A 23,356-nucleotide genomic window follows, 5' to 3' on the forward strand; every position below is an offset into this window, starting at 1 on the left:
CGTCGCGCTCGGCGGCGCCCTGACCGGAGCGGCGCTCTTCCCCGCCGTGATCGCCGCGCCGCTCGTCGGCACGGTGCTCGACCGGGTCCGCCGCCCCCGAACCCCTGACCCGAACAGGAGCGATGACATGGACAAGTCCTGCGTCCGCCCCCTCGACCTGGACGACGCCGTCGCCCTCGTCGGCATCCTCGCCGCCCTCCAGGCCCTCCTCGACAGTGGCGGCCTCCCCCCTGAGGAGGTCGAGGCCCTGCGCCACGGCCTCGAGCAGGGCGGCGCCCTCCTCCCCGGAAGTGACGAGAACGAGATCGCGACGGCTCTGGGTGGGCTGAACGCCCGCCTGCGTGGGACCATCGGGTGATCGCGCCGCGCTCGACGTTCCCGTAGCCTTCATCCGCGCTCGTGTCGACCCCGGAGACGCGCTCCCCCGCCCGCGGGTAGCGTCCGGTCCGGTCCCGCACTCCCACGGGGTCGCTGAACCCCGAGAGCCGGAGGAGATCCGATCGTGAACGGTGACCACTTCGTGCTCTCGACCGCGACGCCGTGGGACGACCGCACCGAGATCATCGGCGTGTACGTCTCGGAGGCGTGGGCCCGCGAGGCCGCCGCCGCATGGCTCGGCTCCCCCGACCGCGAGGCGTTCCCCCGGTGCGTCATCGAGGGCTGGAGCGGCGCGCACCTCCTCGGCCGCGAGGTCGTCGAGGCCCTCGGCGTCGACGACGAGGGCGGCGACGAGTCGCTGGGCGGCCCCCGCAGCCTCTGACCTGGCGGCCTAGCCGCCCCAGTGCGACGGGCGCTCGAAGTGCGACGGCAGCGTGGTCGCTGCATCCCCTCGGGCGCTGTTCACCTGCGCCTGGGTGAGGTAGACCGCCTCGGCGAGCCGCGCACCGGACACGTCAGCATCACGAAGGTCCACCCCGAGCAGGTCGCACCGCTGCAGATCCGCACCCCGCAGATCCGCGGCGAGGAGGAGCGCGCCCCGCAGGTCCGCCCCCCGCAGGTCCGCGTTCCGGAGCGATGCGCCCGCCAGATCGGCACCCGGAGCGAGCCGACGGCCCCTCGACCGGCGGGCAGCCGGCGCCGCTCCTGCGCGAGCGGCCTCGCTCGCCGCGATCAGGAGCGGCCGGGACGCTCCGTACTCCGCGTCGACGTCGACCGCGACCACCTGCTCCGGCTCGCCGAGGGTGTGCGCGTGCACCGCGTCGAACCGCTCGCGCAGCTCATCGAGGAGCGGCGCGCCGACGCCGGGCAGCGCCAGAGCGGAGTCGAGGTACCAGAGCAGCTCGTGCAGGCGGCGCATCAGCGGGAACACCGCGAACATCCGCTCGCGCACGGCCGGGTCGGACCGCCAGGAGACGCCGCCGAACGTCTGCTGCGAGACCTTCTGACCGGCGCCGAAGCAGTCGAAGACGGTGCAGCCGACGAAGCCCTGGGGCCGGAGCCGGCGGTGGATCGTGCACGCGTCCTCGCCGTCGAGGTTGACGCACGGGTCCCCGGCGCGCTTGTCGAACGGGAAGTCGGCGGAGCGGGCGAAGGCGAGGGCGACGCAGCACAGGCCGAAGCAGTTCGCGCAGTCGGCGCCGAGGTCCTCCCGGCGGCCGAGCTCGACCCTGGTGCGTGACGTCATCCGTCCGAGCCTACGCGCGGCGGCGCCTCCGGATCAGTGCGCGAGCGCGAGCACGCCGACGACCAGAACGCCGAGGCCCACGATCCCGAGCAGCGAGACGAGGCTCTCCTTCCAGGAGAGGCCCGCGCGCACGACGGCGATGAGGGCGATCCCCGCGAGCGTGGCGACGTAGACGCCCGCGCCGATCCGCAGCGCGACCGTCGCGTCGATCCAGCCCAGCGCCGCGGCACCGAGCGCGAGGACCGGCAGCGACGCCGAGGCGAGCGCCCCGCCCGCGATCCGCAGCATGGTGTGCGTCTCGGAGCGCGAGGGCGCCGAGGCGTGCACGACCTGGTGCGCGATCACCTCGGCGACGAAGCCCGCGGCCGAGATCCCGATGATCGAGATCACGAGGCTCTGGAGGGCGTGGACCGCGTCGGGGTGGTCGCCGACCAGGTAGATCGTCACCACGGCCAGGCCCGTGAAGGTCGCGTAGACGCGCTCCTTGAGGGCGCGGGCGATCTCGTCGAGGGGGCGGCGGGTCCGCTCCGCCCACCGGCCGGCGCGGCCCGGGCGCAGGCGCACGGGCGTCATCCGGTCGGCGGGTGCGGTGCGGCCCTCGTCGGCCGCTCCGTCAGTAGGAGGCGGAGTCGACACGTGCCGCGGAGGAGTCGCCCGAGTGCCGCGCGGCGAGGTCGCCGAGGATGGTCGCGGAGCCGCTGGTGCCGAAGCGGGTGACGCCGAGGCCGCGGTAGGCGAGGAGCGTGTCGAGGTCGCGGACGCCGCCGGACGCCTTCACCTGAACGGCCTCCGAGACGGCGCCGCGCATGAGGCGGAGGTCGTGCTCGTTCGCGCCTCCGCCCGCGAAGCCGGTGGCGGTCTTCACGAAGTCCGCGCCGGCGCGCTCGGCGGCCCGGCTGCCCTCGACGACCTGCTCGTCGTCGAGGAGGCTCGTCTCGAGGATGACCTTGACGACGTGGCCCTCGGCGGCCTCGACCACGGCGCGGACGTCGTCCTCGACGTCCTGGAGCAGGCCGCTCCGGAGGCGGCCGATGTTGACGACCATGTCGAGCTCGGACGCGCCGTCGGCGAGTGCCTGACGCGACTCCGCGACCTTCGCCGCGGTCGAGGTGGTGCCGTGGGGGAAGCCGATGACCGTGCCGACCAGGACGCCGGAGCCCTCGAGCCGAGCGACCGAGTGGGCGATGTCGGAGGGGCGGACGCAGACGCTGAACACGCCGGACTCGCGCGCCTCGTCGAGCTGGGCGTCGACCTCGGCGCGGGTGAGCTCGGGCTTCAGGATCGCGTGGTCGATGAGCGCCGCGATCTCGGCGACGGTGGGCAGGCTGGAGTCGGTCATCCGCACATTTTACGTCCGCCGGCGGGACGACGAAGGCCCGCGATCCTTCGATCACGGGCCTTCGGTCGTTCACGCCGCTAGCGGCGCTCGGTCACCAGCTGGACTTGGTGATACCGGGCAGCTCGCCGCGGTGCGCCATGTCACGGAAGCGGACACGCGAGATGCCGAACTTCGTGAGGTTGCCGCGGGGGCGGCCGTCGACGGCGTCGCGCGAGCGGACGCGGACGGGCGAGGCGTTGCGGGGGAGCTTCTGGAGGCCGACGCGGGCGGCCTCACGGGTCTCGTCGGTCCCGGCCGGGTCGACCAGGGCCTTCTTCAGCTCGAGGCGCTTGGCGGCGTAGCGGTCGACGATCACCTTGCGCTGCTCGTTGCGGGCGATCTTGCTCTTCTTGGCCATACTTAGCGCTCCTCGCGGAAGTCGACGTGCTTGCGCACTACGGGGTCGTACTTCTTGAGCACGAGACGGTCGGGGTCGTTGCGGCGGTTCTTCTTGGTCACGTAGGTGTAACCGGTGCCGGCCGTCGAACGGAGCTTGATGATCGGACGGACGTCCTGCTGCTTGGCCATTAGATCTTCACCCCGCGAGCGAGAACATCCTTGACGACGGACTCGATGCCACGGGCGTCGATGACCTTGATGCCCTTGGCCGAGAGGGTCAGGGTGACGTTACGGCGAAGCGACGGCACGTAGTACGTCTTCTTCTGCACGTTCGGGTCGAAGCGGCGCTTGGTGCGCCGGTGCGAGTGCGAGATGGCGTGCCCGAAGCCGGGGACGGCTCCGGTCACCTGGCAGACTGCTGCCATGGTTTCCTCCATGTGTGGTTACCGTGGATCACGCGCGGCACGAAGCCCCGCCCGACCCACCCAAGGTCACTTGTCGGCGCACCGCCCGCCTGTCCGGCCGGAGCCGGAGCTCCTGCCCGGTGGGCAGCACGCAAGCGCGTGCAGATGCACGCAACCTCGCTAGGCTACGCGACCCGGGCGGCGGCCGCAACAGGGTGCGGACACTCCCCCGACAGGGCGGGAACACTGCCCGGACAGGGTGGGGACACTGCCCCGACAGGGCGGGGACGCCGCCCGGACGTGCACGGGGACTTCCTGGGAGGTTCCGGCAGAAGTGGCCTCCCGTACCCCCCGAGCAGGGCGTTCGTGTACCTTCCGCCTTCCTCGCGGGTCGACGACCGCCCTACTCTGAGCCGACCGCGGGCGCCCGCTCCCGGCAGCAGCCGGGAGTAGCAGCACATGCGCCAGTCCTTCCTCCGTTCCCTCGTCGCCGCGGCCGTGCTCGTAGCGGGCGCAGGACTCAGCGTCGTGGCCGCGCCGACCGCGTCGGCGGCGCCGGTCTTCAGCACCGCGTGCTTCACCTCCCCGAAGGTCTCGACGGTGTCGCAGTACACCGTTCCCGCGACCGGGGTCTCGACGGTCCGCGCCGTCCTCAGCGGCCAGAACGGCGGGAAGGGTGCGAGCGGCCTCGGGACGGGCAACGCCGGCGGACGCGGCTCCAGCCTCGTCGTGGAGGTGCCCGTCACGCCCGGGCAGGTGCTGGAGATCGGGCGCCTCACGGGCGCCCCGGCCGGAGCGGCAGGCGCCACGCGCTACGTGAACGGCGGCGTCTACGCGGGCGACTCCGGCGGCGCGGGCGGCGACGCCCAGTACCTCAGCACGGCCGGCTCGGACGGCTGTCAGCACGCCCTCGCCGTGGCGGCGGGCGGCGGAGGCGGCGGCGGGCGGTCCTCGGTCGGCGGCGACGCCGACGCCGGCAGCGGCGCGAGGGGCGGCGGGAACGGCGGCAGGAACAACGCGGCCGACGGCGGCGGCGGCGGAGCGGCCGGGCAGAGCTCGGGCGGCTCGCCCGGCGCCCGCGGCTACAGCACGTTCGGCGAATGCGCCGACGGCAACAACGGCCAGTGGGGCGTGTTCCTCAACGACGGCAAGGGCGCCGACGCCGGCGCCTCCCGCGGCGGCGGAGGCAACTGCTCGTTCCCCGGCCACAGCGGCGGCGGCGGCGGGGCAGGCTGGTGGTACGGCGGCGGCGGCGGATCGCCCTACGTGTTCGGCAGCATGAACGACACCCTCGGCGTCATGAACGACCCCGGCGCCGGCGGCGGCGGCTCGAGCTACGTGCACCCGAGCGCGACGAGGATCTCGCAGACGGCCGGCCCGACGGCGGCCGACCCCGTTGTCGCTCCGGTGTACGACACCGCCGTGACCGTGACGCGCACCCCCGACTTCTCGATGCTCGGGCAGGAGGTCACCGTCACCGCGAGGGTGACCATCCCGAGCCTGGGCCGGCCGGTGGCCGCCGGCGGCACCGTCGAGATCCTCACCGGCGCGGGCACCAGCAGGGTGACCCTCGACGCGGACGGCGTCGGCGTGCTGACCACGAGGGACATCCCGCAGGGCTGGAACGAGATCCGCGCGCACTACCCCGACACCATCACCCCCGCCGAGGCGGGACGCGGGAGCTGGTCGGCGCTCCCCGCTCTGCGCCACGAGGTGCGCGCGTGCGCCGCGACACCCGTCATCACCCGGCAGCCCTCGGACATCGCGGGCGTCACCAACCAGATCTACACGCTGACGATGGGCGTGAGCGTCTCGGCCGTCTACGGCGGCATCCCCGCCGTGTCCTGGGAGAGGTCCACGGACGGCGGCGCCACGTGGAAGCCCGCGCTCGGCCGGGCGGGCGCCCGGGAGGACGGGACCGCGTTCCTCGAGGCCGGCCCCGATCCCACCGGCTCCTACCGCTACCGGGCGACCCTGACCACCTGCGGCGGCAGCGTCCGCAGCGAGCCGGCCACCGTCGCGGTGGGCGGCGTGCGCTTCGACCTGTCGACGCTCCCGCAGAAGGCGTACGGCGACTCCTTCGACGCGAGCCCCTACGCGCAGGCCGTCGATGTGCCCGGCCGCTCGATCGTCCTGAGCAGCAGGACCGCCGAGACCTGCTCCGTCAGCGGCATGAGGGTGACCGTGCTCCACGCCGGCGTCTGCACGCTCGCGGCGAGGCTCGACGCGCTCGCTCCTCTGGGCTGGGCGGGCGAGCCCCTTCAGAGCTTCACGGCGAAGCCGAAGGCGCTCACGGTGACCGCCCCGACGGTCGACTACCCGCGAGGCGCGCCGTCCCCCGACCTGCGCTGCACGGCCGCCTTCGTCGGCACCGACACCTTCGGCGCCCCGCTCACGGCCGGCGTCTACCGGCCGATCGTCACGGCGGACGACGTCATCTACCGCTTGATCCCGAACTGGCCCACCTCCACCTTCACCACCTTCACCACGCGGTGCAGCGGCGCGAAGGTCAGCAGCGACTACACGATCGCGGGGTACAAGGACGGCGCGCTGCGCATCGTCGCGGCCGTCCCGATGGTGACCGCCTCCTCGCCCTCGTCGACCTACGGATCCACTCCCCCCGCGATCACCGCCTCCGTGACCGGCTCCCCCTCGGGGACGGTCTCCTGCGGCGCCTTCGCGGCGTCCGACACCGGATTCACGACGCCGCTGGCGCTCTCCGCGACGACCCCCGTCGGCCGCTACCCCACGCGCTGCTCCGGCCTGACGAACCCCTCGGGACAGCTGATCACCATCGACGGCGCGCTCACGATCTCGCCGGCGCCCCTCTCGGTGACCGCGTCGAGCCCCGGGACGCAGGCGCACGGCACCGCGACCGCCCCGACGGTCACCTGCACGGCCGACGGCTTCGCAGGAACCGACCGGTTCGTCACCGAGCCGACCGGCGCCTACTACACGGCGGACGGCACCGGGAAGGTGACGATCGGAGCACGCACGCCCGTCGGCGACTACGTCACCAGGTGCGACGGAGGCGACGCGGGGCCGAACTACACCCTCCGGTCGATCCCCGGCACCTTCGCGCTGGCCGACCGCTCGGCCCCCGTCGTGACCGTGCCCGCCGCCGTCACGGCCGAGCCGGCCGACGTCTCCGGCGCCGTCGTCACCTTCGCGTCCTCCGCGCAGGACGCGGTCGACGGAGCCGTGGGCTCGACCTGCACGCCCGCCTCGGGAAGCGTCTTCCCGATCGGGGACACGACGGTCGACTGCACCGCGGACGACGAGGCCGGCAACACCGGCACGTCCTCGTTCCGGATCACGGTCCGGAAGTTCTCGCAGACGGTCGCCTTCACCTCCTCGCGGCCGACCGCGCCGACGGCGCTGGGCACCTTCACCCCGACGGCCACCGGCGGCGGCTCCGGGAGCCCCGTCTCGATCGGAGCGACCGGATCCTGCGCGATCGCCGACGGCGTCGTGACCTTCACGCGCGGCGGCACCTGCACCGTGACCGCCGATCAGGCCGGCGACGACCACTACACCGCGGGGCGCGCCTCCTTCGATCTCGAGGTCGCGAAGGCGTCGCAGACGCTGACGGTCGCGGTGCCGAAGACCGGCGTCCTGGAGTCGACCGGCGTCGCCACGGCGACCTCGAGCTCGGGACTGCCGGTGCTCGTCAGGACCTTCTTCGGCTGCACCGTCGCCCCCGACGCGACGGGTGCGCAGATCCTGACCTACACCGAGCCCTCGACCTGCGGCGTGCAGTTCGACCAGCCGGGCGACGACGTGTACGCGGCCGCCGACGGCCTGGTGCGCTTCGTCCCGATCTCGCGGATCCCCCAGACGGTCGTCGTCACCTCGACTCCGCCCGACCGGGTGTTCACCGACGACCGGTACACGGTCGAGGCGACCGGCGGCGGCTCGGGCAACCCGCTCGTGATCGCGGTGATCGAGAACGGCAACTGCACCATCGCGGACGACGTGGTGACGTTCTTCGGCGACGGCACCTGCACGGTGACGATCGACCAGGCCGCGGACGATCGACACGACGCCGCTCCGCAGGTCCGGCAGGTCATCACGGTCGGGACTCCCGAGGGGAACCTCTCCTTCGGGAGCACCGCGCCCCCGCACGCGATGTCGCTCGAGACGTACCGGCCGACGATCGTGCCCGGCCCGTCGAAGGGCGTGCCCGTGCTCTCCGCGAGCCGAGACTGCTCGATCCTCCCGGACGGAGTGACCGTGCGGAACGACGGGGCCGGGCTCTGCGTCCTGTCCCTCGACCAGCCCGGAGACGGCTACTGGCCCGCGCGGCACGCCGAGCAGGAGTACTCGATCTACTTCCTCCCGCAGACGGTCCGGATCACGAGCGCGCCTCCGGTCGGCGCCGTCCTCGGGGACACGTACCGCCCCGTGGTCGAGGGCGGCGCCTCGGGCATCGCTCCGTTCCTCCTCACCACCGCGTCGTGCTCGGCGAAGGACGGCGTGGTCACCTTCACCACGAAGGGCGTCTGCGGCGTCTTCGCCTACCAGAACGGCAACCGGCAGTACGACAGCGCCCGGCCCGCCGTGCAGGAGGTGGAGGTCGGCTACGCGCCCGGCTCCGTGGCGTTCACGACCGTCGTCCCGACCGACGCGGAGGTCGGCGGATCCTTCACTCCCGCCTTCACGCGCGGACCGTCCTCCGGCCCCTCGGTGCTCAGCGTCTCGGGCGCCTGCTCCGACGGCGAGAACGGCGCCGTCCGGTTCGACTCCGCGGGCACCTGCACGCTGACGGCGATCCACTACCGCGACGCCACCTACGGCACCGCGCGGGCGGTCCAGACCTTCGAGGTCACCGCGATCGCGCAGACCGTCGCCTTCACCTCGACCGCGCCGTCGACGGCCGCGGCCGGCGACACGCTCACTCCGACCGCGACGGGCGGCGCGTCCGGGCTCCCCGTGACGTTCGGAGCGACCGGCGCCTGCACGCTCGCGGACGGCGTCGTCACCTTCGCCGGCAGCGGCACCTGCACCGTCACGGCGGACCAGGCGGGCGACGGGCGCTACGCCGCGGCGGCGCAGGCCTCGCAGACCGTCGCGGTCACGCAGCTCGCGGGCACCGTCGCGTTCGGCGGCGATGCTCCGGCCGAGGCCCGGGTCGGGGGCTCCTCGACGGCCGCGGTCGTCGCCGGCCCGTCCAGTGCCCCCCCGGTGCTGACGGCCTCCGGCGCCTGCTCCGTCGGGCCCTTCCGACTGGTCTCCTACGACTCCGCCGGCACCTGCACGCTGACGCTGGACCAGGCGGGCGACATCCGCCACAGCGCAGCGCCGACGGCCGTGCGCAGCTTCGAGATCACCCGGGTCGCGCAGACCGTGGCCTTCACCTCGCAGGCGCCGGACTCGGCGCTCGCGGGCGGCACCTACCGCCCGACCGCGACCGGCGGAGGCTCCGGGCGGCCCGTGGTGCTCGGCGCCTCCGGGTCCTGCACGCTCACGAACGGGGTCGTCTCCTTCACCGGATCGGGCACCTGCACGGTGACCGCCGACCAGACGGGCGACGCCCGGTACGACGCGGCGGAGCGGGCCTCGCAGGTGATCGCGGTCGGACTGCTCGCGGGCACCGTCTCCTTCGGCGGCACCGCGCCGACCGGTGCGACGGTCGGCGGGACGACCACCCCGCGGATCGTCGCCGGACCCTCCACCGCGCGTCCGGTGCTGACCGCCTCCGGAGCATGCTCGGCGGCCGCGGGAGTGGTGTCCTACGACTCCGTCGGCACCTGCACGCTGACGCTCGACCAGGCGGGCGACTCGCGGTACGGCGCCGCTCCGCAGTCCGTCCGCACCTTCGCGATCGGCGCCCTCGGCCAGACGCTGGCGTTCGCCTCGCCGGTCCCCGACGCGGCGGTCGCGGGGGGCTCCTACACGCCCGTCGTGACGGCCGGCGCGTCGAGCGCCCCCGTGGTGCTCGGAGCGGCCGGGTCCTGCAGGGTCGCGGACGGCGTCGTGACCTTCACCCGCTCCGGCACCTGCACGGTGACCGCGGACCAGGCCGGGGACGAGCGCCACTCGGCGGCTCCGCGGATCTCGCAGTCGGTGGAGGTCGGCACGGCGGCGGGAGCGGTGTCGTTCCGCGACGCCGCTCCGACGGACGCCCGGATCGGCGGCTCCTGGACCCCGTCGATCGTCCGCGGCCCGTCGAGCGCCGACCCGGTGCTCGACGCCTCCGACTCCTGCTCGCTGGGAGAGGACGGCACGGTGTCCTACGACTCCGTCGGCACCTGCACGCTGACGCTGGACCAGGCCGGCGACGACGCTCACGCGCCCGCGGAGCAGGTCGTCCGGACGTTCCCGATCGGCAAGGCGCTGCAGACGGTCGCCTTCACCTCCGCGGCTCCGAGCACGGCGACCGCGGGCGGCCGCTACACGCCGACCGCGGCGGGCGGCTCCTCCGGTCTGCCGGTCACGATCGGCGCCACGGGCGCGTGCTCGCTCGCGAGCGGCATCGTGACCTTCAGCGGATCCGGCACCTGCACCGTCACCGCGGATCAGGCCGGCGACGCCTCGCACGACGCGGCTCCCCGGGCGACCCAGTCGATCGCGGTCGCCGCGGTCGTCCCCCAGAAGAAGAAGGCGCAGAAGGTCGCCTTCTCGACCGCGATGCCGTCCTCGCCCGAGAAGGGAATCGCCTACCCGGTCGCGGCCACCGCCTCCTCCGGTCTGCCCGTGAAGCTGTACGCGAGCGGCAGCTGCACGCTGACCGCGACCGGCGCGGGCACGGCGACGGTGCGGCTGACGGGCGCGGCGAGCTGCACGGTCCGGGCCACGCAGGCGGGCGACTCGGCGTGGCTCGCCGCGACCTCGGTGACGCAGTCGCTGCAGGTGAAGTCCTCCACCCGCGCCGACCTCACACTGACGCTGGCGCCGGCGCCGGGACTGGCGGCGACGGCTCCCCTCTCGGGCACGATCACCGTCCGGAACACCGGCACCCGGGACGCGGCGACGACGACCACCCGAGTCGTCGTCAGCGGAACGGTGGCGAGTGCGCCCGGCGCCGTGCAGACGAAGGGCTCGGCCGCGGGCACGACGGTCCTCACCTGGACCGCGCCGAGCGTCTCGGCCGGGCGGAGCACCACCTACTCGGTGACGCTCGTCGACCGGCCGGCCGCCACGACGATCGACGCCAGGGTGTCGACCGCCGCCGCCGATCCCACGCCGGCGAACAACGCGGTCAGGCGCACCTTCCGGTAGAGGCTGCGGGGAGGGAGGGGTGTCGCGCCGCGTTGCCCGTTCCCTCCCCGACCGCTACGGTCGCGGGGACGCTCCGGGGGACGGGGCTCGCGAGGGGGGCCCGTGGACCGGTTGAGGCGACGCGCGCTGCTGCTGGGGATCGCCTCCTCGGCGGTCGCGCTGACCGGGTGCACGCCCGCCCGTCCCGCTCCCGCGGCGCTCCCGCCGAGCACGGCGCCGGCGGCGGTGCTGCCGTCCGCCGCTCCGACGGCCGTCCCGACCCCTGCCCGCCCCGTGCCGACCATGACCGCCGCGGCGACTCCGGTGCGGCGGAAGGCGCCGCTGCCCTCCGGCACGATCTCGGAGCTGCCCGGCGAGGGGAGCACGCTCGCCTGGACCGTCGACGACGGCGCCGACTCCGACGTGGTCGCCGCCTACGCGCAGTTCGCCCGGGACACCGGAACCCGGCTGACCTTCTTCCTCAACGGGAAGTACGACTCGTGGACCGCGAACGCGCCGCTGCTGGCTCCGCTCGTCGCCTCGGGGCAGGTGCAGCTCGCGAACCACACCTGGTCGCACGCCGACCTGACGAGCCTCTCGAGCGACGGCGTGCAGGAGGAGCTGGGCCGCAACGGCGACTTCATCCGCTCGATCTACGGGGTGGAGGCGGCGCCCTTCTACCGGCCGCCGTTCGGGTACACGGACGAGCGGAGCCGGGCCGCCGCGGCGGCGATCGGCTACACGGCGACGGTGCTCTGGTACGGCTCGCTCTCGGACTCCGGGCGGATCACGCCGGAGCAGGTGGTCGGCTTCGCGGACCAGTGGTTCCTGCCGCAGCACATCGTGATCGGGCACGCGAACTTCGATCCTGTGACGCAGGTCTACGCGCGGCTCGTCGACATCCTCCGCGAGCGCTCGCTCGAGACGGTGACCCTCCGCGACGTGTTCGCGGTCTGAGCGCCTCCCCGGCGGCGCAGGTCAGCGCGCGGGTCAGCGGAGCGCGGCGCGCGCGGCGGCGGAGACGGCCGCGGCGACCGCGTCGAGGGCGGGCGTGTGCAGGGCCCACTGCTGCCAGTAGAGGGGGACGTCGACGGGGTCGCCGCCCAGCTCGACCAGGCCGTCGCCGCCGACCGGGGCCTGCAGCTCGGGCAGCATCCCCCACCCCATGCCCAGGCGCACGGCCCGCTCGAAGTCGGTCGATCCGGGGACGCGGTGCTGCGGCGGGCGGCCCTCGACGCCGGCGGCTCGGAGGAAGTCGTCCTGCAGGCGGTCCTTCTCGTCGAAGACGACCAGCGGAGCGCTCGCGAGACCGGCCGTGCCGCCGTCCGGGAACCAGCGCTCGGCGAACGCGGGCGCGGCCATGGCGCGGTACCGCATCACTCCGAGCGGTGCGACGGTGCAGCCGAGCACCGCTTCCGACTCTCCGGTGACGGCCGCCAGCACGGTGCCGTCGCGGAGGAACGCGGTGGTGTGCGCCTGGTCCTCGCGGTGCAGCTCCACCACGACGTCGGGGACGGAGGCGAGCGCGGGCAGCACCCAGGTGGCCAGGGAGTCGGCGTTGACGGCGAGCGGGAGGACGACCGGGCCCGCCCCCGCCGCGTCCTCGCCGCCGAGCGAGCGGACGGCGTCGTCGGCGAGGAGCTCGATCTGACGGGCGAGGCGGAGGAGCCCGGCACCGGCCTCGGTCGCGACGACGGGGCGCGAGCGCACCAGCAGGACGCGGCCGGCGGCGGTCTCGAGCGCCTTGATCCGCTGGCTGAGGGCGGAGGGGGTGATGTGCAGGGCCCGGGCGGCGGCGTCGAAGGAGCCGTACCGGACGGAGGCGGCGAGCGCGCGCAGGCGGGAGAGCTCGAGGTCGTCTGTCAGCATCAGTGCTGCTTACGGTACTGAAGGAGCATGAGCTGGTCTACAGGAGCGCCCCGCCCTAGCGTCGGAGCGTGTCCCCCCTCCTCGCCGCCCTCTCCGGCCTCGGCTTCGGCCTCTCGCTCATCATCGCCGTCGGCGCGCAGAACGCCTTCGTGCTCCGCCAGGGCCTCCGCCGCGAGCACGTGCCCGCCGTCGTCGCGATCTGCGCGCTCTGCGACGCCGCGCTGATCGTGCTCGGGATCGCGGGGATCGGAGCGGTCCTGGAGTCGGCGCCGTGGCTGCTGGTGGTGATCCGCTGGGGCGGCATCGTCTTCCTCCTCGCCTACGCGGTGATGGCGGCGAGGCGCGCACTGCGGCCGGGGACCCTCGACGGCGATCCGGCCGGCGCCTCGACGTCGCTCCGCACGGCGATCGGCACGTGCCTGGCGCTGACACTGCTCAACCCGCACGTCTACCTCGACACGGTCGTGCTGCTCGGGTCGGTGGCGAACACGCACGGCGCCGAGCGCTGGTGGTTCGGGGCGGGGGCGGCGGCCGGAAGCGTGCTGTGGTTCACCGCTCTCGGCTTCGGGGCGCGCGCGCTGCGGCCGCTGTTCCGGAGCCGCGGAGCCTGGCGGATCCTCGACGCGGCCGTGGCGGTCGTGATGGTGGTGCTGGCGGTGTCGCTCGCGCTGCACTGAGGACCTGGTGGCGCACTGCTTGTTCTACTAACATTGTGAACATGTTGTTCCGGGTCGACCACTCCGCGGCGGGCTCGCTCGCCGACCAGCTGGAGTCGCAGGTGCGCTCGGCCGTCGCCCGGGGCGAGCTCTCGGCGGGCGACCGCCTGCCGCCCGCCCGCGAGCTCGCCGACTCGCTCGGCATCAACATGCACACCGTGCTGCGCGCGTACGCCGCCCTGCGCGACGACGGGATCCTCCAGATGCGCCGGGGCCGCGGCGCGTGGATCACGGAGTCGGCCGGGCCCGGGCTCGTGCGCGTCACCGCCCTGGTCGACGAGCTGCTCGCGGAGGCCCGCCGCAGCGGCATCACCCCGGCGGAGCTCGTCCGCCTGATCGAGAGGACCGGATCATGACCGCCACCGCCGACCGCCGCCGCGAGCTCCTCGCCGCCGCGTCCCTCCTGCTCCCCGCCGCCGGAGTGCTCGTCTCGCGCCTCGTCCTGGACGACGCTCTGCCCGCGGAGCTCGCCTCGCACTGGTCGGGGACCGGGGCGGCCGATGCGACCGCGGCGACGGGCGCCCTGCTCGCGATCGCCCTCGTGCTCTCCGGGCTCCCGGCCGTCGCGGGCGTCGTGGCGGCGGCCGTCGGGCGCGCCCCGCGGCTCCTGCTGGCGACCCTCGGCCTCGTCGCCGGGCTGGGCGCCTCCGCCTGGGCGACCTCGGTCGGCACTACGCTCGCGGCCGGGCGCGCCGAGGGGGCGGAGCTCGGCGGGTGGCTGCTCGCGCTGCTCGGAGGGATGCTCTTCGCCGTCGTGCCCGCGCTGATCGCTCCGGGCACCCGGCGCGCCTCCCGCCTGGCCGCCGGCCGCCTGCCGCTGGCGGCGGAGGAGACCGGCGCCTGGTCGCAGACGCTGACGGGCCCGGTGTTCGCCGTCGCCGCGATCGCCACGGCGGCGGGCGCGGCCCTCTCCCTCGCGACGCTCGCCGCGGCGGGCGCCACCGGTCCGGCGATCGCGACGGCCGTCGTCCTCGGCGTCGTCGCGCTGGTGCTCCTCTCCTTCTCCCGCCTGAGGGTGACCGCCGACCGCCGCGGCCTCCGCGTCGTCACGACCGCCCTCGGCATCCCGCTGCGCCGCATCCCGCTCGACACCATCGCCTCGGCCGGCACGGCCCAGCTGCGGCCGTCGGAGTGGGGCGGCTGGGGGTACCGGGTGATGCCGGGCCGCTCGGCGGTCATCCTGCACGCCGGGCCGGGGCTGGTGGTGACGACGGACCGCTCGCGCGAGTTCGCGATCAGCCTCGACGACCCCGAGACCCCCGCGGCGCTGCTCGAGACCCTGCGCTCGCGGGCCTGAGGCGCCGACCCGTCAGTCGACCACGATCCGGACGAGCGTCGTGACGGCATCCACCGCGTTCACGTAGGAGTAGTGCCGCGAGGTCGGGAAGGCGAGGTGCCGTCCGGGCTCCAGCCGCACGGGCTCCTCGCCCTCCCGCTCCAGGAGGAGCGCGCCGGCGGTGACGAGCAGGATCTCGTGCCACCCCTCGGGGTCGGGCTGCGCGTCGTAGCGGTCCCCCGGACCGAGCGTCCAGGTCCAGAGCTGGGCCTCCCGGCGCGCGGGGACGGAGGAGAGCAGGACGGCGACGCTCGCCTCGCCCGCTCCCCGCCAGGCGACCTGGTCGATCGCCGCGGGCGCGGATCCCGGGGCCGAGACGAGTGCCGTGAACGTGGTGCCGAGGGCGGTCGCGAGGCGGTCGACTCCGGTCAGCGAGATGTTGGCCTCGCCGGCCTCGGCCGCGACGATCGTCCGCCGGCTGATGCCCGAGCGCGCCGCCAGCGCGGACTGGCTCAACCCGGCTCCGCGCCGCGCGAGACGGAGGTTGCCGCCCAGGTGGGCGAGGACGGGAGCCGACATGCGCACTATTCTGCACCGACAGGCCCCTGATGCTCCGAGGATGTGCAGAATGATGCACATCTCGCCTCTCCGGGGCCTCCGCTTCACGCGTCCGGAGTGGGCGCTCATCGGCATCACCGCGATCTGGGGCGGGACCTTCCTCGCCGTGCACATCGCGATGGAGCACAGTGGTCCGCTGTTCTTCGTGGGAATGCGGTTCGCGATCGCGGGGCTGATCAGCGCGATCGTGTTCCACCGGTCGCTCCGGGGGATGCGGCGGATCGACCTCGCCGCCGGCGTCGCGATCGGGGTGATGATCTTCGCGGGCTACGGCCTGCAGAGCTACGGGCTGCAGACGATCCCGAGCAGCACCTCCGCGTTCCTCACCGCGCTGTACGTGCCGCTGGTGCCGCTGCTCCAGTGGGTCGTGTTCCGTCGCCGTCCGGGCGTGCTGACGCTGGTGGGCGTCGCGCTGGCGTTCGTCGGACTGCTCCTGATCGCGGGCCCGCAGCCGGGCGTCGCGCTCGGAGCGGGCGAGGTGGCGACGATCGTGAGCACGCTGCCGATCGCGGCGGAGATCATCCTGATCGGCCTCGTCGCCGGACGCGTCGACCTCGGCCGGGTGACCGTGGTGCAGCTGCTGGTCGCCGGCGCGCTCGGGTTCACCTCGATGCCCCTCGCGGGCGAGGCGGTCCCGGCGTTCTCGGGGGCCTGGCTGATCCCCGCGCTCGCGCTCGGGGCGAGCAGCTGCCTGATCCAGCTGACGATGAACTGGGCTCAGCGCTCGGTCTCGCCGTCGCGCGCCACGATCATCTACTCCGCCGAGCCCGTCTGGGCCGGCCTGATCGGCCGCCTCGCCGGCGACCGGCTCCCCGCGCTCGCCCTGCTCGGGGCGGGGTTCATCGTCGCGGGCACGCTCGTCAGCGAGCTGAAGCCGCGCCGCGAGCCTGCGCCGCCGGCTCTCAGGTGACGGCGGGGAGGGCGGCGGAGGCGACGAGCGCGCCGCCGGCGTCGGTGATCTCGACGGCGGCGACGGACTCGCGCAGGACGGCCGCGTTCATCTCGCAGTCGAGCTCCGCGGAGCTGCCGAGGAAGGAGCCGGACGGGAGCCGCTCGCCGGAGCCGGTGACCAGCACGAGGTCGTAGCTCTCGCCGAGCGCGAAGCCGGTCCCGCGGAGGATCGTCTCGGTGCCCCAGGTGTGCGCCACGAGCGAGCCGTCGAGCGTCACGCCGGCAGTCCGCTCGTCGAAGGCGATCGCCTCGACGGCGCCGAGCGTCCCGGGCGGTCCCGCGACGGGGCGCTCCTCGGCGGACCGCAGGGCCGCTCCGGCGACGCCGCCCACGACGAGGAGCGCGGCCGCCGCGGCGACGGCCAGGACGGCACGGAGGCGCGGGGCACGGCGGCGCGGGGCACGGCGGCGCGGGGCCCGGCGGCGCGAGGCACGCGGACTCTCCCCGCGCTCGGGCCGCTCCCCGGCGAGCGCCGCGATGCGCGACCGCAGCTCCGGCGACGGCTCCGCCTCCTCCCAGCGGCCCAGTGCGCCGAGCCGGTCGACCACCGCACCGAACGACGCGAGCTCGGGGTCGATCGAGGGGTCGGCGGCGCGCAGGCTCTCGAACTCCCGCGTCTCCTCGGCGGAGAGGTCGCCGGCGAGGGCCGCGGCGAGGAGCTCCTCGCGGCGGCCGCCGGGCTCGTCTCCGTCGGGCTGGTCTCGGTCGATCACGATCTCTCCTCGTCGGTGGGTCCGGCGCTCGCGAGGTGACCGCGGAGCGCTCGGAGAGCGTAGAAGGCGCGGCTGCGCAGGGTGGCGACCGGCACGCTCGTGGCCGCCGACAGCTCGGCGTAGGTCTCGCCGTGCAGGTGGACGGCGACGACGACCTGCCGGTGCTCGGCGGAGAGCCGCGCGAGCGCCTCGGCGATCGCGAGCGGCTCGAGGGGGTCGCGGTCCTCCGCGGGCACCTCCTCCAGAATCTCGGCCTCGATCAGGCGCGGCAGGCGCCGGCGCGAGCGGTGCACGTCGATGACGACGTTGCGGGCGATGGCGAAGAGCCAGGTGCGGGTGCTGGCACGCTCGGCGGAGTAGCTCGCCCGCGAGCGCCAGGCGCGCAGGAACGTCTCCTGCACGCAGTCCTCGGCGAGGCCGCGGTCGCGCAGGGCGTTGAGCGCGAAGCCGAGCAGGGCGGACCCGTGCTCGTCGAAGGCGGCGGCCGGGTCGAACCCCGCCGTCCGGGGCTCGAGGCGCACCACCGGAGCCGGGACCTCCGAGTGCTCGCGCGGCATCGCGGGCCCTTCGTCTCGTCGTGCCGTCGCCGTGCGCGCCACACCGCCTCCTCGTCGGGACCGGTGGTCCGTCGGAAGGGGGTACGGCCGCGGCGGCGGCAGCGTTCATCGGAGGCGAGGACCGTCTCCGTGAAGATCTTCTCAGATGGAGTGAACGCGGCGCCGCTTCCGGCCGTACTCCCTGCATCGGGCCCGCTCGGCGCTCGCGATCGAAAGGCTCCACCATGACGAAGACGTCCCCCGCGCGGAACCGCGCCGGCCGCCGCCTGCTCTCCCTCGGCGGCATCACCACCGTCGCCGCCGCCTCCTTCTTCGCCGCCGCGCCGGCCCAGGCCGAGACCGAGGTCGCCGAGCCGTCCTCGTTCACCAGCGCCTTCACGGTGATGGCGACGCCCGACCAGGTCGTGAACGCCGACTCCGCCGCGACCGCCGGCCAGCCCGGCGCCACGGGCGAGATGACCTTCCGGGTCAACAGCGACCTCGACGTCATCTGCTACGACATCACCCTCACCGGCGTGACCGGCGACTACCAGAGCCCCGCGAAGACCGCGACGCACATCCACCAGGCGGCCCTGGGCAAGGCGGGCCCTCCCCGCATCGCGTTCCCGAACCCCGCGCCGGTCGGAGACGGCCCCCGCACCAGCAGCGGCTGCCTGCAGGGCCCCTTCACCACGGGCATCCAGGCGAACGGGGCCGACACCGGCGCCGGATTCACGCTGAAGGCCCTCGAGGCCGATCCCGCCGCCTTCGCGGGCGACTCCCACACGGCCTCGTACGCGGCGGGCGTCGTCCGCGGCCAGCTCTCGCAGGTGCCGGTCGGCGGCCTCCAGACCGGTGGCGGCGCGACCGCCGCCGGGAGCGACGCCACGGGCCCGTCCGGTCTCGCCGTGATGGCCGGCCTCGGAGCCGTCGCCGCCCTCGGCGCGGCCGGAGTGGTCGTCGCCCGCCGGCGCACCGCCTCCTGATCGTGGGCACCCGGTCGAGGAGCGGCGCGGCGGCACTGTGCGCCGTGCTGCTCCTCGCGGGTTGCGCCGCCGCGGACGGGAGCGGAGGAGCGGAGACGCCCGCGAGCGCGCCCGCGCCTCCGGCCCTCGCTTCTGCTCCCCCGCTCACTCCTCCCCCGGTCCCCGCGCCCGACCCCGCCGCTGCCGCGCCCGCGCGCACCGTCGGCGTCGAGCCCGCCCGGCTGAGCGTGCCCGCGATGGGCCTGGACGAGCCGCTGATCGCCCTGGGTATCCAGTCGGACGGGGCGATGGAGGTGCCGGTGGACTACGACGACGTCGGCTGGTTCTCGGGAGGCGGGCGCCCGGGCGGCAGCGGCCGCACCGTGATCGCGGCGCACGTCGACTCGCGGTCCGGTCCTGCGGTCTTCTTCCGCCTCGGCGAGCTCGCCCCGGGCGATGAGATCGCGGTGAGCGGAGTGGACGGCTCCGACCACCGCTACCGGGTGACGGCGGTCGAGTCCCACGCCAAGGCCGCGTTCCCCACCGCCCGCGTCTTCGGCGCGACCCTCGAGGAGGAGCTGATCCTCGTGACCTGCGGAGGCGAGTACGACGCGGCGATCGGCCGCTACCGGGACAACCTGGTGGTGTTCGCCTCCCCGCTCTGAGGCCCGCCACGGAGGCGCGGCACAGAGAGGCGGCACAGAGGGGCGGCACGACCGCCCGGCATCGTGGCGCGGAACGGAGGCGCAGAGCACAGCACAAGAGCCCCGTCGGCGCAAGGGTCCGGGCGCGCGGACGCCGTGTGGTCGGATGAGGAGGGCAGCCCCCGCCGCCGCTCCCCTCCCGCTCCCCACCGCCGTGGCGCGGCCGATCCGACAGGACGCCCGTGTCCACCAGCCCCCGCCCCACCCTCTTCGCCCTGCCCGGACTCGGGCTCGACGGCCGCGCCTTCAACGCGCTCGGCCGCGAGCTCGCCGACGTCGCGGACCTCGTCGCGCTCGACCTGCCCGGTGGATCCGGGACCTCGCTCGAGGAGATGACCGCTGCCACGATCCGCCGGATCCGCGAGCACGGCTCCTCCCGCTGGCTGCTCCTCGGGCACAGCATGGGCGGGAAGATCGCCTCGCTCGTGGCCTCCCGCACGGTCACCGGCCGCTCGGGCCTGTTCGGGCTCGCGGGCGTCGTGCTCCTCGCCGGGTCGCCGCTCTCGCCCGAGCCGATGGAGGAGGAGCGCCGCTCGACCATGCTCGGCTGGGTCGACGACGGGCACCTCGACGAGGCGCAGGCGCGCGAGTTCGTCGACCAGAACGTCGGCTCGCCGCTGCCCGCCGACGCCGACGCGGAGGTGCTGGCCGAGCTGCGCCGCTACTCCCCCGAGGGCTGGCGCGACTGGCTCGAGCACGGCAGCCGTGAGGACCGCACCGGAGAGGCCGCCCTCGGGGCCGTGCCCGCGCTCCTGATCGCGGGCGGTGAGGACGGCGACCTCGGCGCCGACGCGCAGCGCCGCCTCAACGGCTCCCTCTACTCCCGTGCCCGGCTGCTCACGCTCGCCGGGGCGGGCCACCTGCTGCCGTTCGAGCGCCCGGTCGAGGTGGCGGCGGCGATCCGCCGGTTCTGGGAGGAGGAGGCCGGCACGGCGCCGTCGGTCCCGGCCGACGTCGGCGCAGCCATCGCCTCCGCCCGCACCTCCACGCGGGTGCGCGGGCTGCTGGCCGTGCGCGCGCTCGCCGACGACCCGGAGTACGCGCCGCGCGCCCTGACCGTCGCCCAGCTCGCGGAGCTGCGGGCGATCGCCGACCGGGTCGTCCCTCAGGAGGGCGGCCGGATCGACCTGGCCGCGCGGGTGGACACGCAGCTCGCGAACGGCGAGGGCGACGGCTGGCGCAACGCCGACCTGCCGGCCGACCCGATCGCCTACGGTCTGGCGCTCGACACCCTCCGGGGCTTCGCCGGCCTCGGCCCCGCCGAGCAGGACGCGCGCCTCACCGCGATCGCCGACGGCTCCGCGGAGCCCGGCGACGGCTCGGCCGGCGGGCTCGGTGCCGAGCAGCTGACCGCCTGGTTCGAGGACTGCCGCGTCGACCTCGTGAAGCAGTGGCTGGCCCACCCCGCGTCGATGGCGCGGATCGGCTACGACGGCTACGCCAGCGGCGGCGACACGCTGCCGCTCGTGACGGGCTTCCGCCTGCTCGGCGCCGACGACCGCGAGACCTGGGAACCGACGACGAGGAGTCACCGATGAACACGACCGGCATGCGCCGCTTCCCGCTCGACGAGACGGTCGACGCCGTCGTGATCGGCACCGGGGCAGGCGGAGCGCCCCTGCTCTCGGTGCTCGCCGCTCGAGGGCTGCGGGTCGTCGCCCTCGAGGCCGGGCCGCACTTAGATCCGCTCGGCCACACCGCCGACGAGACGGCGGCCGTCGAGATCAACTGGATGGAGGAGCGCCTCAGCGGAGGCGAGACCCCCACCGCCTTCGGGCAGAACAACAGCGGCCGCGGGGTCGGCGGCTCGACGCTGCACTGGGGAGCGTTCACGCCCCGCCCCGACCCGCGCGACCTGCGGCTCCGGAGCGACTCCGGCGTCGGCCGCGACTGGCCGATCGAGCACGCCGAGCTCACCGCGTACATCGAGAAGGTGGAGGCGACGATCGGAGTGGCGGGCCCGGCCGAGTACCCGTGGGACCCGTCGCGCCGCTACCTGCAGGGCCCGCTCGCGCGGAACGCCTCGGCCGACATGATGCTGCGCGGCTGCGCGGCGATCGGGATGCGCGCGACCGACGCGCCCGCCGCCGTGCTCAGCGGCCCGCGGGACGACGGCCGGCCCTCCTGCGTCAACTGCGGCCAGTGCCATCAGGGCTGCCGGACCGGCGCGAAGACGAGCATGGACGTGACCTACCTGCCGGAGGCGGTGCGGGCCGGCGCCGAGATCCGGGCCGACTCGTTCGTGCACGGGATCGAGCTGGACGCCGCAGGCCGCGTGTGCGCCGTGGTGTACACGAGCGGCGGAGTGGAGCACCGGCAGCGCTGCTCCACCCTGTTCCTCTGCGCGGGCGGCGTCGAGACGCCCCGGCTCCTCCTGCACACCGGCATCGCGAACAGCAGCGGCCAGGTGGGCCGGAACTTCCTGGCGCACGGGGCGACCCAGGTCTGGGGCACCTTCGAGAACGAGATGCGCGGCTACCGCGGCTACCCCTCCTCGGTGATCACCGAGGACACCGTCCGCCCGGCCGACGCGGACTTCGCGGGCGGCTACCTGATCCAGAGCCTCGGAGTGATGCCGCTGACCTACGCGACGACGCTCGCCCGCGGCGCGGGACTCTGGGGCCGCGATCTGATGGACGCGCTCGACGGCTACCGCTTCGCGGCGGGCGTCGGGATCAATGCCGAGTGCCTGCCCGCCGACGGCAACCGGCTGGAGCTGACCGACGAGCTGGACGAGCACGGGGTGCCGAAGGCGCGCATCACGTTCTCGGCGGGCGCCAACGAGGAGGCGATCGACCGGCACGCGATCCGGACGATGACCGCGATCGTGGAGGCGGCCGGCGCGACGAGCACGCGGGTGATGGCGCGGACGGCGCACACGCTCGGCACCGTGCGGATGGGCACCGACGCGGGCGACGCCGTGATCGACGCGGACGGCCGCAGCTTCGACGTGCCGAACCTCTGGGTGTGCGACAACTCGGTGTTCCCGAGCGCGCTGATCGCGAACCCGGCGCTCGCGACGATGGCGCTCTCGCTGCGGACGGCGGACCGCTTCCTGGCGGCGTAGCGTCGCGGCGGCGGGACGGCTGCGTCGCGGCTGCGGGGCGGCCGCGGGGCGGGACGACGGGCGAGGTGCTCCTCCGCGTCGCCGACTGACCGCGCGGGCGTGCCCGGACTGCGCGCCCGGACTGCGCACCCGCCGGATCAGCCGTGGGGGCGTGCGGGGCGCCAGCGCAGTCGCGAGACGCGCTGCCCGAACGGCGGGCCGACGCGACGGCGTGTGACGGCGGTACGGCGCGCGCTGAGCCGCCGAGGTGCTGGATCGTGGTGCCGAACGGCGGCATGCCGCACCGCGGCGGCACGGCCCTGGTGTCGGCACGGCGTCAGGCGACGGTGCGGCCCCGGTGACGGTCCGCGCCTCAGCGGCAGTGGTGCGGCGGTGGTGCGACGGTGCGGCCGCGTGAACCCGAGCGAAGGCGCAGATCCGAGCGTCAGCGGCGCGGCGGTAGGTCGCTGAGCACTCGCCTCCGAGCGACAGCACGGCCCGATCACCAGTGCGAACCCGCGCAATGCGCCGAACCCGCCCGACAGCCGATTCCCTCAGGGGTGCACGGCAGCATGGCAGAACGCAGAACGCAGAACGTCAGCACGTCAGCACGTCAGCACGTCAGCACGGCAGCACGGCGGAACGGCAGCACGGCAGCACGGCAGCACGGCAGCACGGCACAGTGTCAGAACGGCGGCGGCCGGTCCGCGAACCTCGGGGTCGCGGGTGGGCCTGGACGGAGCCGTGCCTCGAGGCCCGGCGGGCGCGTGGTGATGCGGCGGCCGGTGGGGGTGGTCCAGTCGGCGGTGCCGTCGGGGTGGAGGACGTAGGTCCAGCGGTCGCCGTGCCGCACGTGGTGGTGGGCGACGCAGAGGCTGGCGAGGTTGCCGGGGTCGGTGCCGCCGCCGTTTCGCCACTCGACGACGTGGTCGGCCTCGGCGCTCGCGGCGGAGCGGGTGCAGCCGGGGAAGCGGCAGGTCACGTCGCGGAGCTGGAGGAGGAGCCGCAGCTCGCGGT

23 protein-coding genes are annotated in these 23,356 nt (G+C 74.8%); 12 read left to right on the forward strand and 11 right to left on the reverse strand.

The window, feature by feature from the left end; genetic code table 11:
• Together C5C53_RS17220 and C5C53_RS15850 are read left to right on the forward strand one after the other, a co-directional pair.
• A partial coding sequence (locus C5C53_RS17220) for a hypothetical protein (RefSeq protein WP_181127787.1) occupies positions 1–358 on the forward strand: 358 nt, incomplete at its 5' end.
• 144 nt (positions 359–502) lie between these two features.
• Positions 503–760 (forward strand): hypothetical protein, encoded by a 258-nt coding sequence (locus C5C53_RS15850; protein WP_104267983.1) that lies wholly within the window; start codon positions 503–505, stop codon positions 758–760.
• 9 nt (positions 761–769) lie between these two features.
• Here C5C53_RS15850 and C5C53_RS15855 read toward each other — a convergent pair whose 3' ends face one another.
• The 6 genes from C5C53_RS15855 to rpmB form a co-directional block, all read right to left on the reverse strand.
• Entirely contained in the window at positions 770–1,624 is an 855-nt protein-coding gene (locus C5C53_RS15855) for a pentapeptide repeat-containing protein (RefSeq protein ID WP_104267984.1), read from the reverse strand.
• A 33-nt stretch (positions 1,625–1,657) separates the two neighbouring features.
• Positions 1,658–2,260 carry a hypothetical protein gene (locus tag C5C53_RS15860; RefSeq protein ID WP_146084690.1) on the reverse strand — a complete coding sequence of 201 codons (603 nt, stop codon included), beginning with the start codon at positions 2,258–2,260 and terminating at the stop codon, positions 1,658–1,660.
• Positions 2,238–2,963 carry a deoxyribose-phosphate aldolase gene (deoC, locus tag C5C53_RS15865; protein WP_181127788.1) on the reverse strand — a complete coding sequence of 242 codons (726 nt, stop codon included), beginning with the start codon at positions 2,961–2,963 and terminating at the stop codon, positions 2,238–2,240. Before deoC ends, C5C53_RS15860 begins: the two co-directional genes overlap by 23 nt.
• A 91-nt stretch (positions 2,964–3,054) precedes the next feature.
• The gene (gene rpsN, locus C5C53_RS15870) at positions 3,055–3,360 is read right to left on the reverse strand and encodes a 30S ribosomal protein S14 (RefSeq protein WP_104225107.1); all 306 of its coding nucleotides are present in this window, start codon (positions 3,358–3,360) and stop codon (positions 3,055–3,057) included.
• Between the two features lie 2 nt (positions 3,361–3,362).
• Positions 3,363–3,530 carry a 50S ribosomal protein L33 gene (gene rpmG / locus C5C53_RS15875; protein ID WP_027692168.1) on the reverse strand — a complete coding sequence of 56 codons (168 nt, stop codon included), beginning with the start codon at positions 3,528–3,530 and terminating at the stop codon, positions 3,363–3,365.
• The gene (rpmB, locus tag C5C53_RS15880) at positions 3,530–3,766 is read right to left on the reverse strand and encodes a 50S ribosomal protein L28 (RefSeq protein ID WP_056038148.1); all 237 of its coding nucleotides are present in this window, start codon (positions 3,764–3,766) and stop codon (positions 3,530–3,532) included. The genes rpmG and rpmB overlap by 1 nt, the downstream gene beginning before the upstream one ends.
• A gap of 438 nt (positions 3,767–4,204) precedes the next feature.
• Between rpmB and C5C53_RS15885 the strand changes: the two genes are divergently transcribed.
• Together C5C53_RS15885 and C5C53_RS15890 are read left to right on the forward strand one after the other, a co-directional pair.
• A complete protein-coding gene (locus C5C53_RS15885) occupies positions 4,205–10,966 on the forward strand; it encodes an HYR domain-containing protein (protein WP_146084691.1) in 6,762 nt (2,253 codons plus the stop codon).
• 102 nt (positions 10,967–11,068) lie between these two features.
• Positions 11,069–11,902 (forward strand): polysaccharide deacetylase family protein, encoded by an 834-nt coding sequence (locus C5C53_RS15890; protein ID WP_219813994.1) that lies wholly within the window; start codon positions 11,069–11,071, stop codon positions 11,900–11,902.
• A gap of 33 nt (positions 11,903–11,935) precedes the next feature.
• On the opposite strand, the gene C5C53_RS15895 is transcribed toward C5C53_RS15890, so the two are convergent.
• Entirely contained in the window at positions 11,936–12,814 is an 879-nt protein-coding gene (locus C5C53_RS15895; protein ID WP_104267987.1) for a LysR family transcriptional regulator ArgP, read from the reverse strand.
• A 68-nt stretch (positions 12,815–12,882) separates the two neighbouring features.
• Here C5C53_RS15895 and C5C53_RS15900 point away from each other — a divergent pair, with 68 nt between their 5' ends.
• Genes C5C53_RS15900 through C5C53_RS17225 form a run of 3 tightly spaced genes read left to right on the forward strand, consistent with a single transcriptional unit; the run spans position 12,883 to position 14,827 of the window.
• On the forward strand, positions 12,883–13,491 hold the full coding sequence (locus C5C53_RS15900; RefSeq protein WP_104234546.1) for a LysE/ArgO family amino acid transporter: 609 nt from the start codon (positions 12,883–12,885) through the stop codon (positions 13,489–13,491).
• 41 nt (positions 13,492–13,532) lie between these two features.
• Positions 13,533–13,886 carry a GntR family transcriptional regulator gene (locus C5C53_RS15905; RefSeq protein ID WP_104225158.1) on the forward strand — a complete coding sequence of 118 codons (354 nt, stop codon included), beginning with the start codon at positions 13,533–13,535 and terminating at the stop codon, positions 13,884–13,886.
• Positions 13,883–14,827, forward strand: a complete 945-nt coding sequence (locus tag C5C53_RS17225; protein ID WP_104267988.1) for a hypothetical protein — start codon at positions 13,883–13,885, stop codon at positions 14,825–14,827. The genes C5C53_RS15905 and C5C53_RS17225 overlap by 4 nt, the downstream gene beginning before the upstream one ends.
• Positions 14,828–14,839: 12 nt before the next feature.
• Here the strand turns inward: C5C53_RS17225 and C5C53_RS15915 are convergent, their stop codons facing one another.
• Positions 14,840–15,385 carry a helix-turn-helix domain-containing protein gene (locus C5C53_RS15915; protein WP_104227343.1) on the reverse strand — a complete coding sequence of 182 codons (546 nt, stop codon included), beginning with the start codon at positions 15,383–15,385 and terminating at the stop codon, positions 14,840–14,842.
• A 49-nt stretch (positions 15,386–15,434) separates the two neighbouring features.
• Between C5C53_RS15915 and C5C53_RS15920 the strand changes: the two genes are divergently transcribed.
• Positions 15,435–16,334, forward strand: coding sequence for a DMT family transporter (locus C5C53_RS15920; protein ID WP_258075446.1), 900 nt, complete (start codon positions 15,435–15,437; stop codon positions 16,332–16,334).
• Here C5C53_RS15920 and C5C53_RS15925 read toward each other — a convergent pair.
• Positions 16,327–17,088 carry an anti-sigma factor domain-containing protein gene (locus C5C53_RS15925; RefSeq protein ID WP_104267990.1) on the reverse strand — a complete coding sequence of 254 codons (762 nt, stop codon included), beginning with the start codon at positions 17,086–17,088 and terminating at the stop codon, positions 16,327–16,329. The genes C5C53_RS15920 and C5C53_RS15925 overlap by 8 nt on opposite strands.
• The gene (locus C5C53_RS15930) at positions 17,085–17,645 is read right to left on the reverse strand and encodes a sigma-70 family RNA polymerase sigma factor (protein WP_104267991.1); all 561 of its coding nucleotides are present in this window, start codon (positions 17,643–17,645) and stop codon (positions 17,085–17,087) included. Before C5C53_RS15930 ends, C5C53_RS15925 begins: the two co-directional genes overlap by 4 nt.
• Before the next feature lie 224 nt (positions 17,646–17,869).
• On the opposite strand from C5C53_RS15930, the gene C5C53_RS15935 reads away from it, so the two are divergent.
• The 4 genes from C5C53_RS15935 to C5C53_RS15950 all read left to right on the forward strand — a co-directional run bounded on the left by C5C53_RS15935 (position 17,870) and on the right by C5C53_RS15950 (position 22,360).
• Positions 17,870–18,610, forward strand: coding sequence for a CHRD domain-containing protein (locus C5C53_RS15935; RefSeq protein ID WP_104267992.1), 741 nt, complete (start codon positions 17,870–17,872; stop codon positions 18,608–18,610).
• A gap of 2 nt (positions 18,611–18,612) precedes the next feature.
• The gene (locus C5C53_RS17530) at positions 18,613–19,254 is read left to right on the forward strand and encodes a class F sortase (protein WP_104353823.1); all 642 of its coding nucleotides are present in this window, start codon (positions 18,613–18,615) and stop codon (positions 19,252–19,254) included.
• 221 nt (positions 19,255–19,475) lie between these two features.
• Positions 19,476–20,831 carry an alpha/beta hydrolase gene (locus C5C53_RS15945; protein WP_104267993.1) on the forward strand — a complete coding sequence of 452 codons (1,356 nt, stop codon included), beginning with the start codon at positions 19,476–19,478 and terminating at the stop codon, positions 20,829–20,831.
• Positions 20,828–22,360, forward strand: coding sequence for a GMC family oxidoreductase (locus tag C5C53_RS15950; protein ID WP_104267994.1), 1,533 nt, complete (start codon positions 20,828–20,830; stop codon positions 22,358–22,360). The genes C5C53_RS15945 and C5C53_RS15950 overlap by 4 nt, the downstream gene beginning before the upstream one ends.
• 664 nt (positions 22,361–23,024) lie before the next feature.
• Here the strand turns inward: C5C53_RS15950 and C5C53_RS15955 are convergent.
• Positions 23,025–23,356, reverse strand: a 332-nt coding sequence (locus C5C53_RS15955) for an HNH endonuclease signature motif containing protein (RefSeq protein ID WP_146084693.1), incomplete at its 5' end; no start/stop codon positions are given.

This window comes from Rathayibacter sp. AY1E3, from assembly GCF_002932235.1.
GTDB lineage: Bacteria > Actinomycetota > Actinomycetes > Actinomycetales > Microbacteriaceae > Rathayibacter.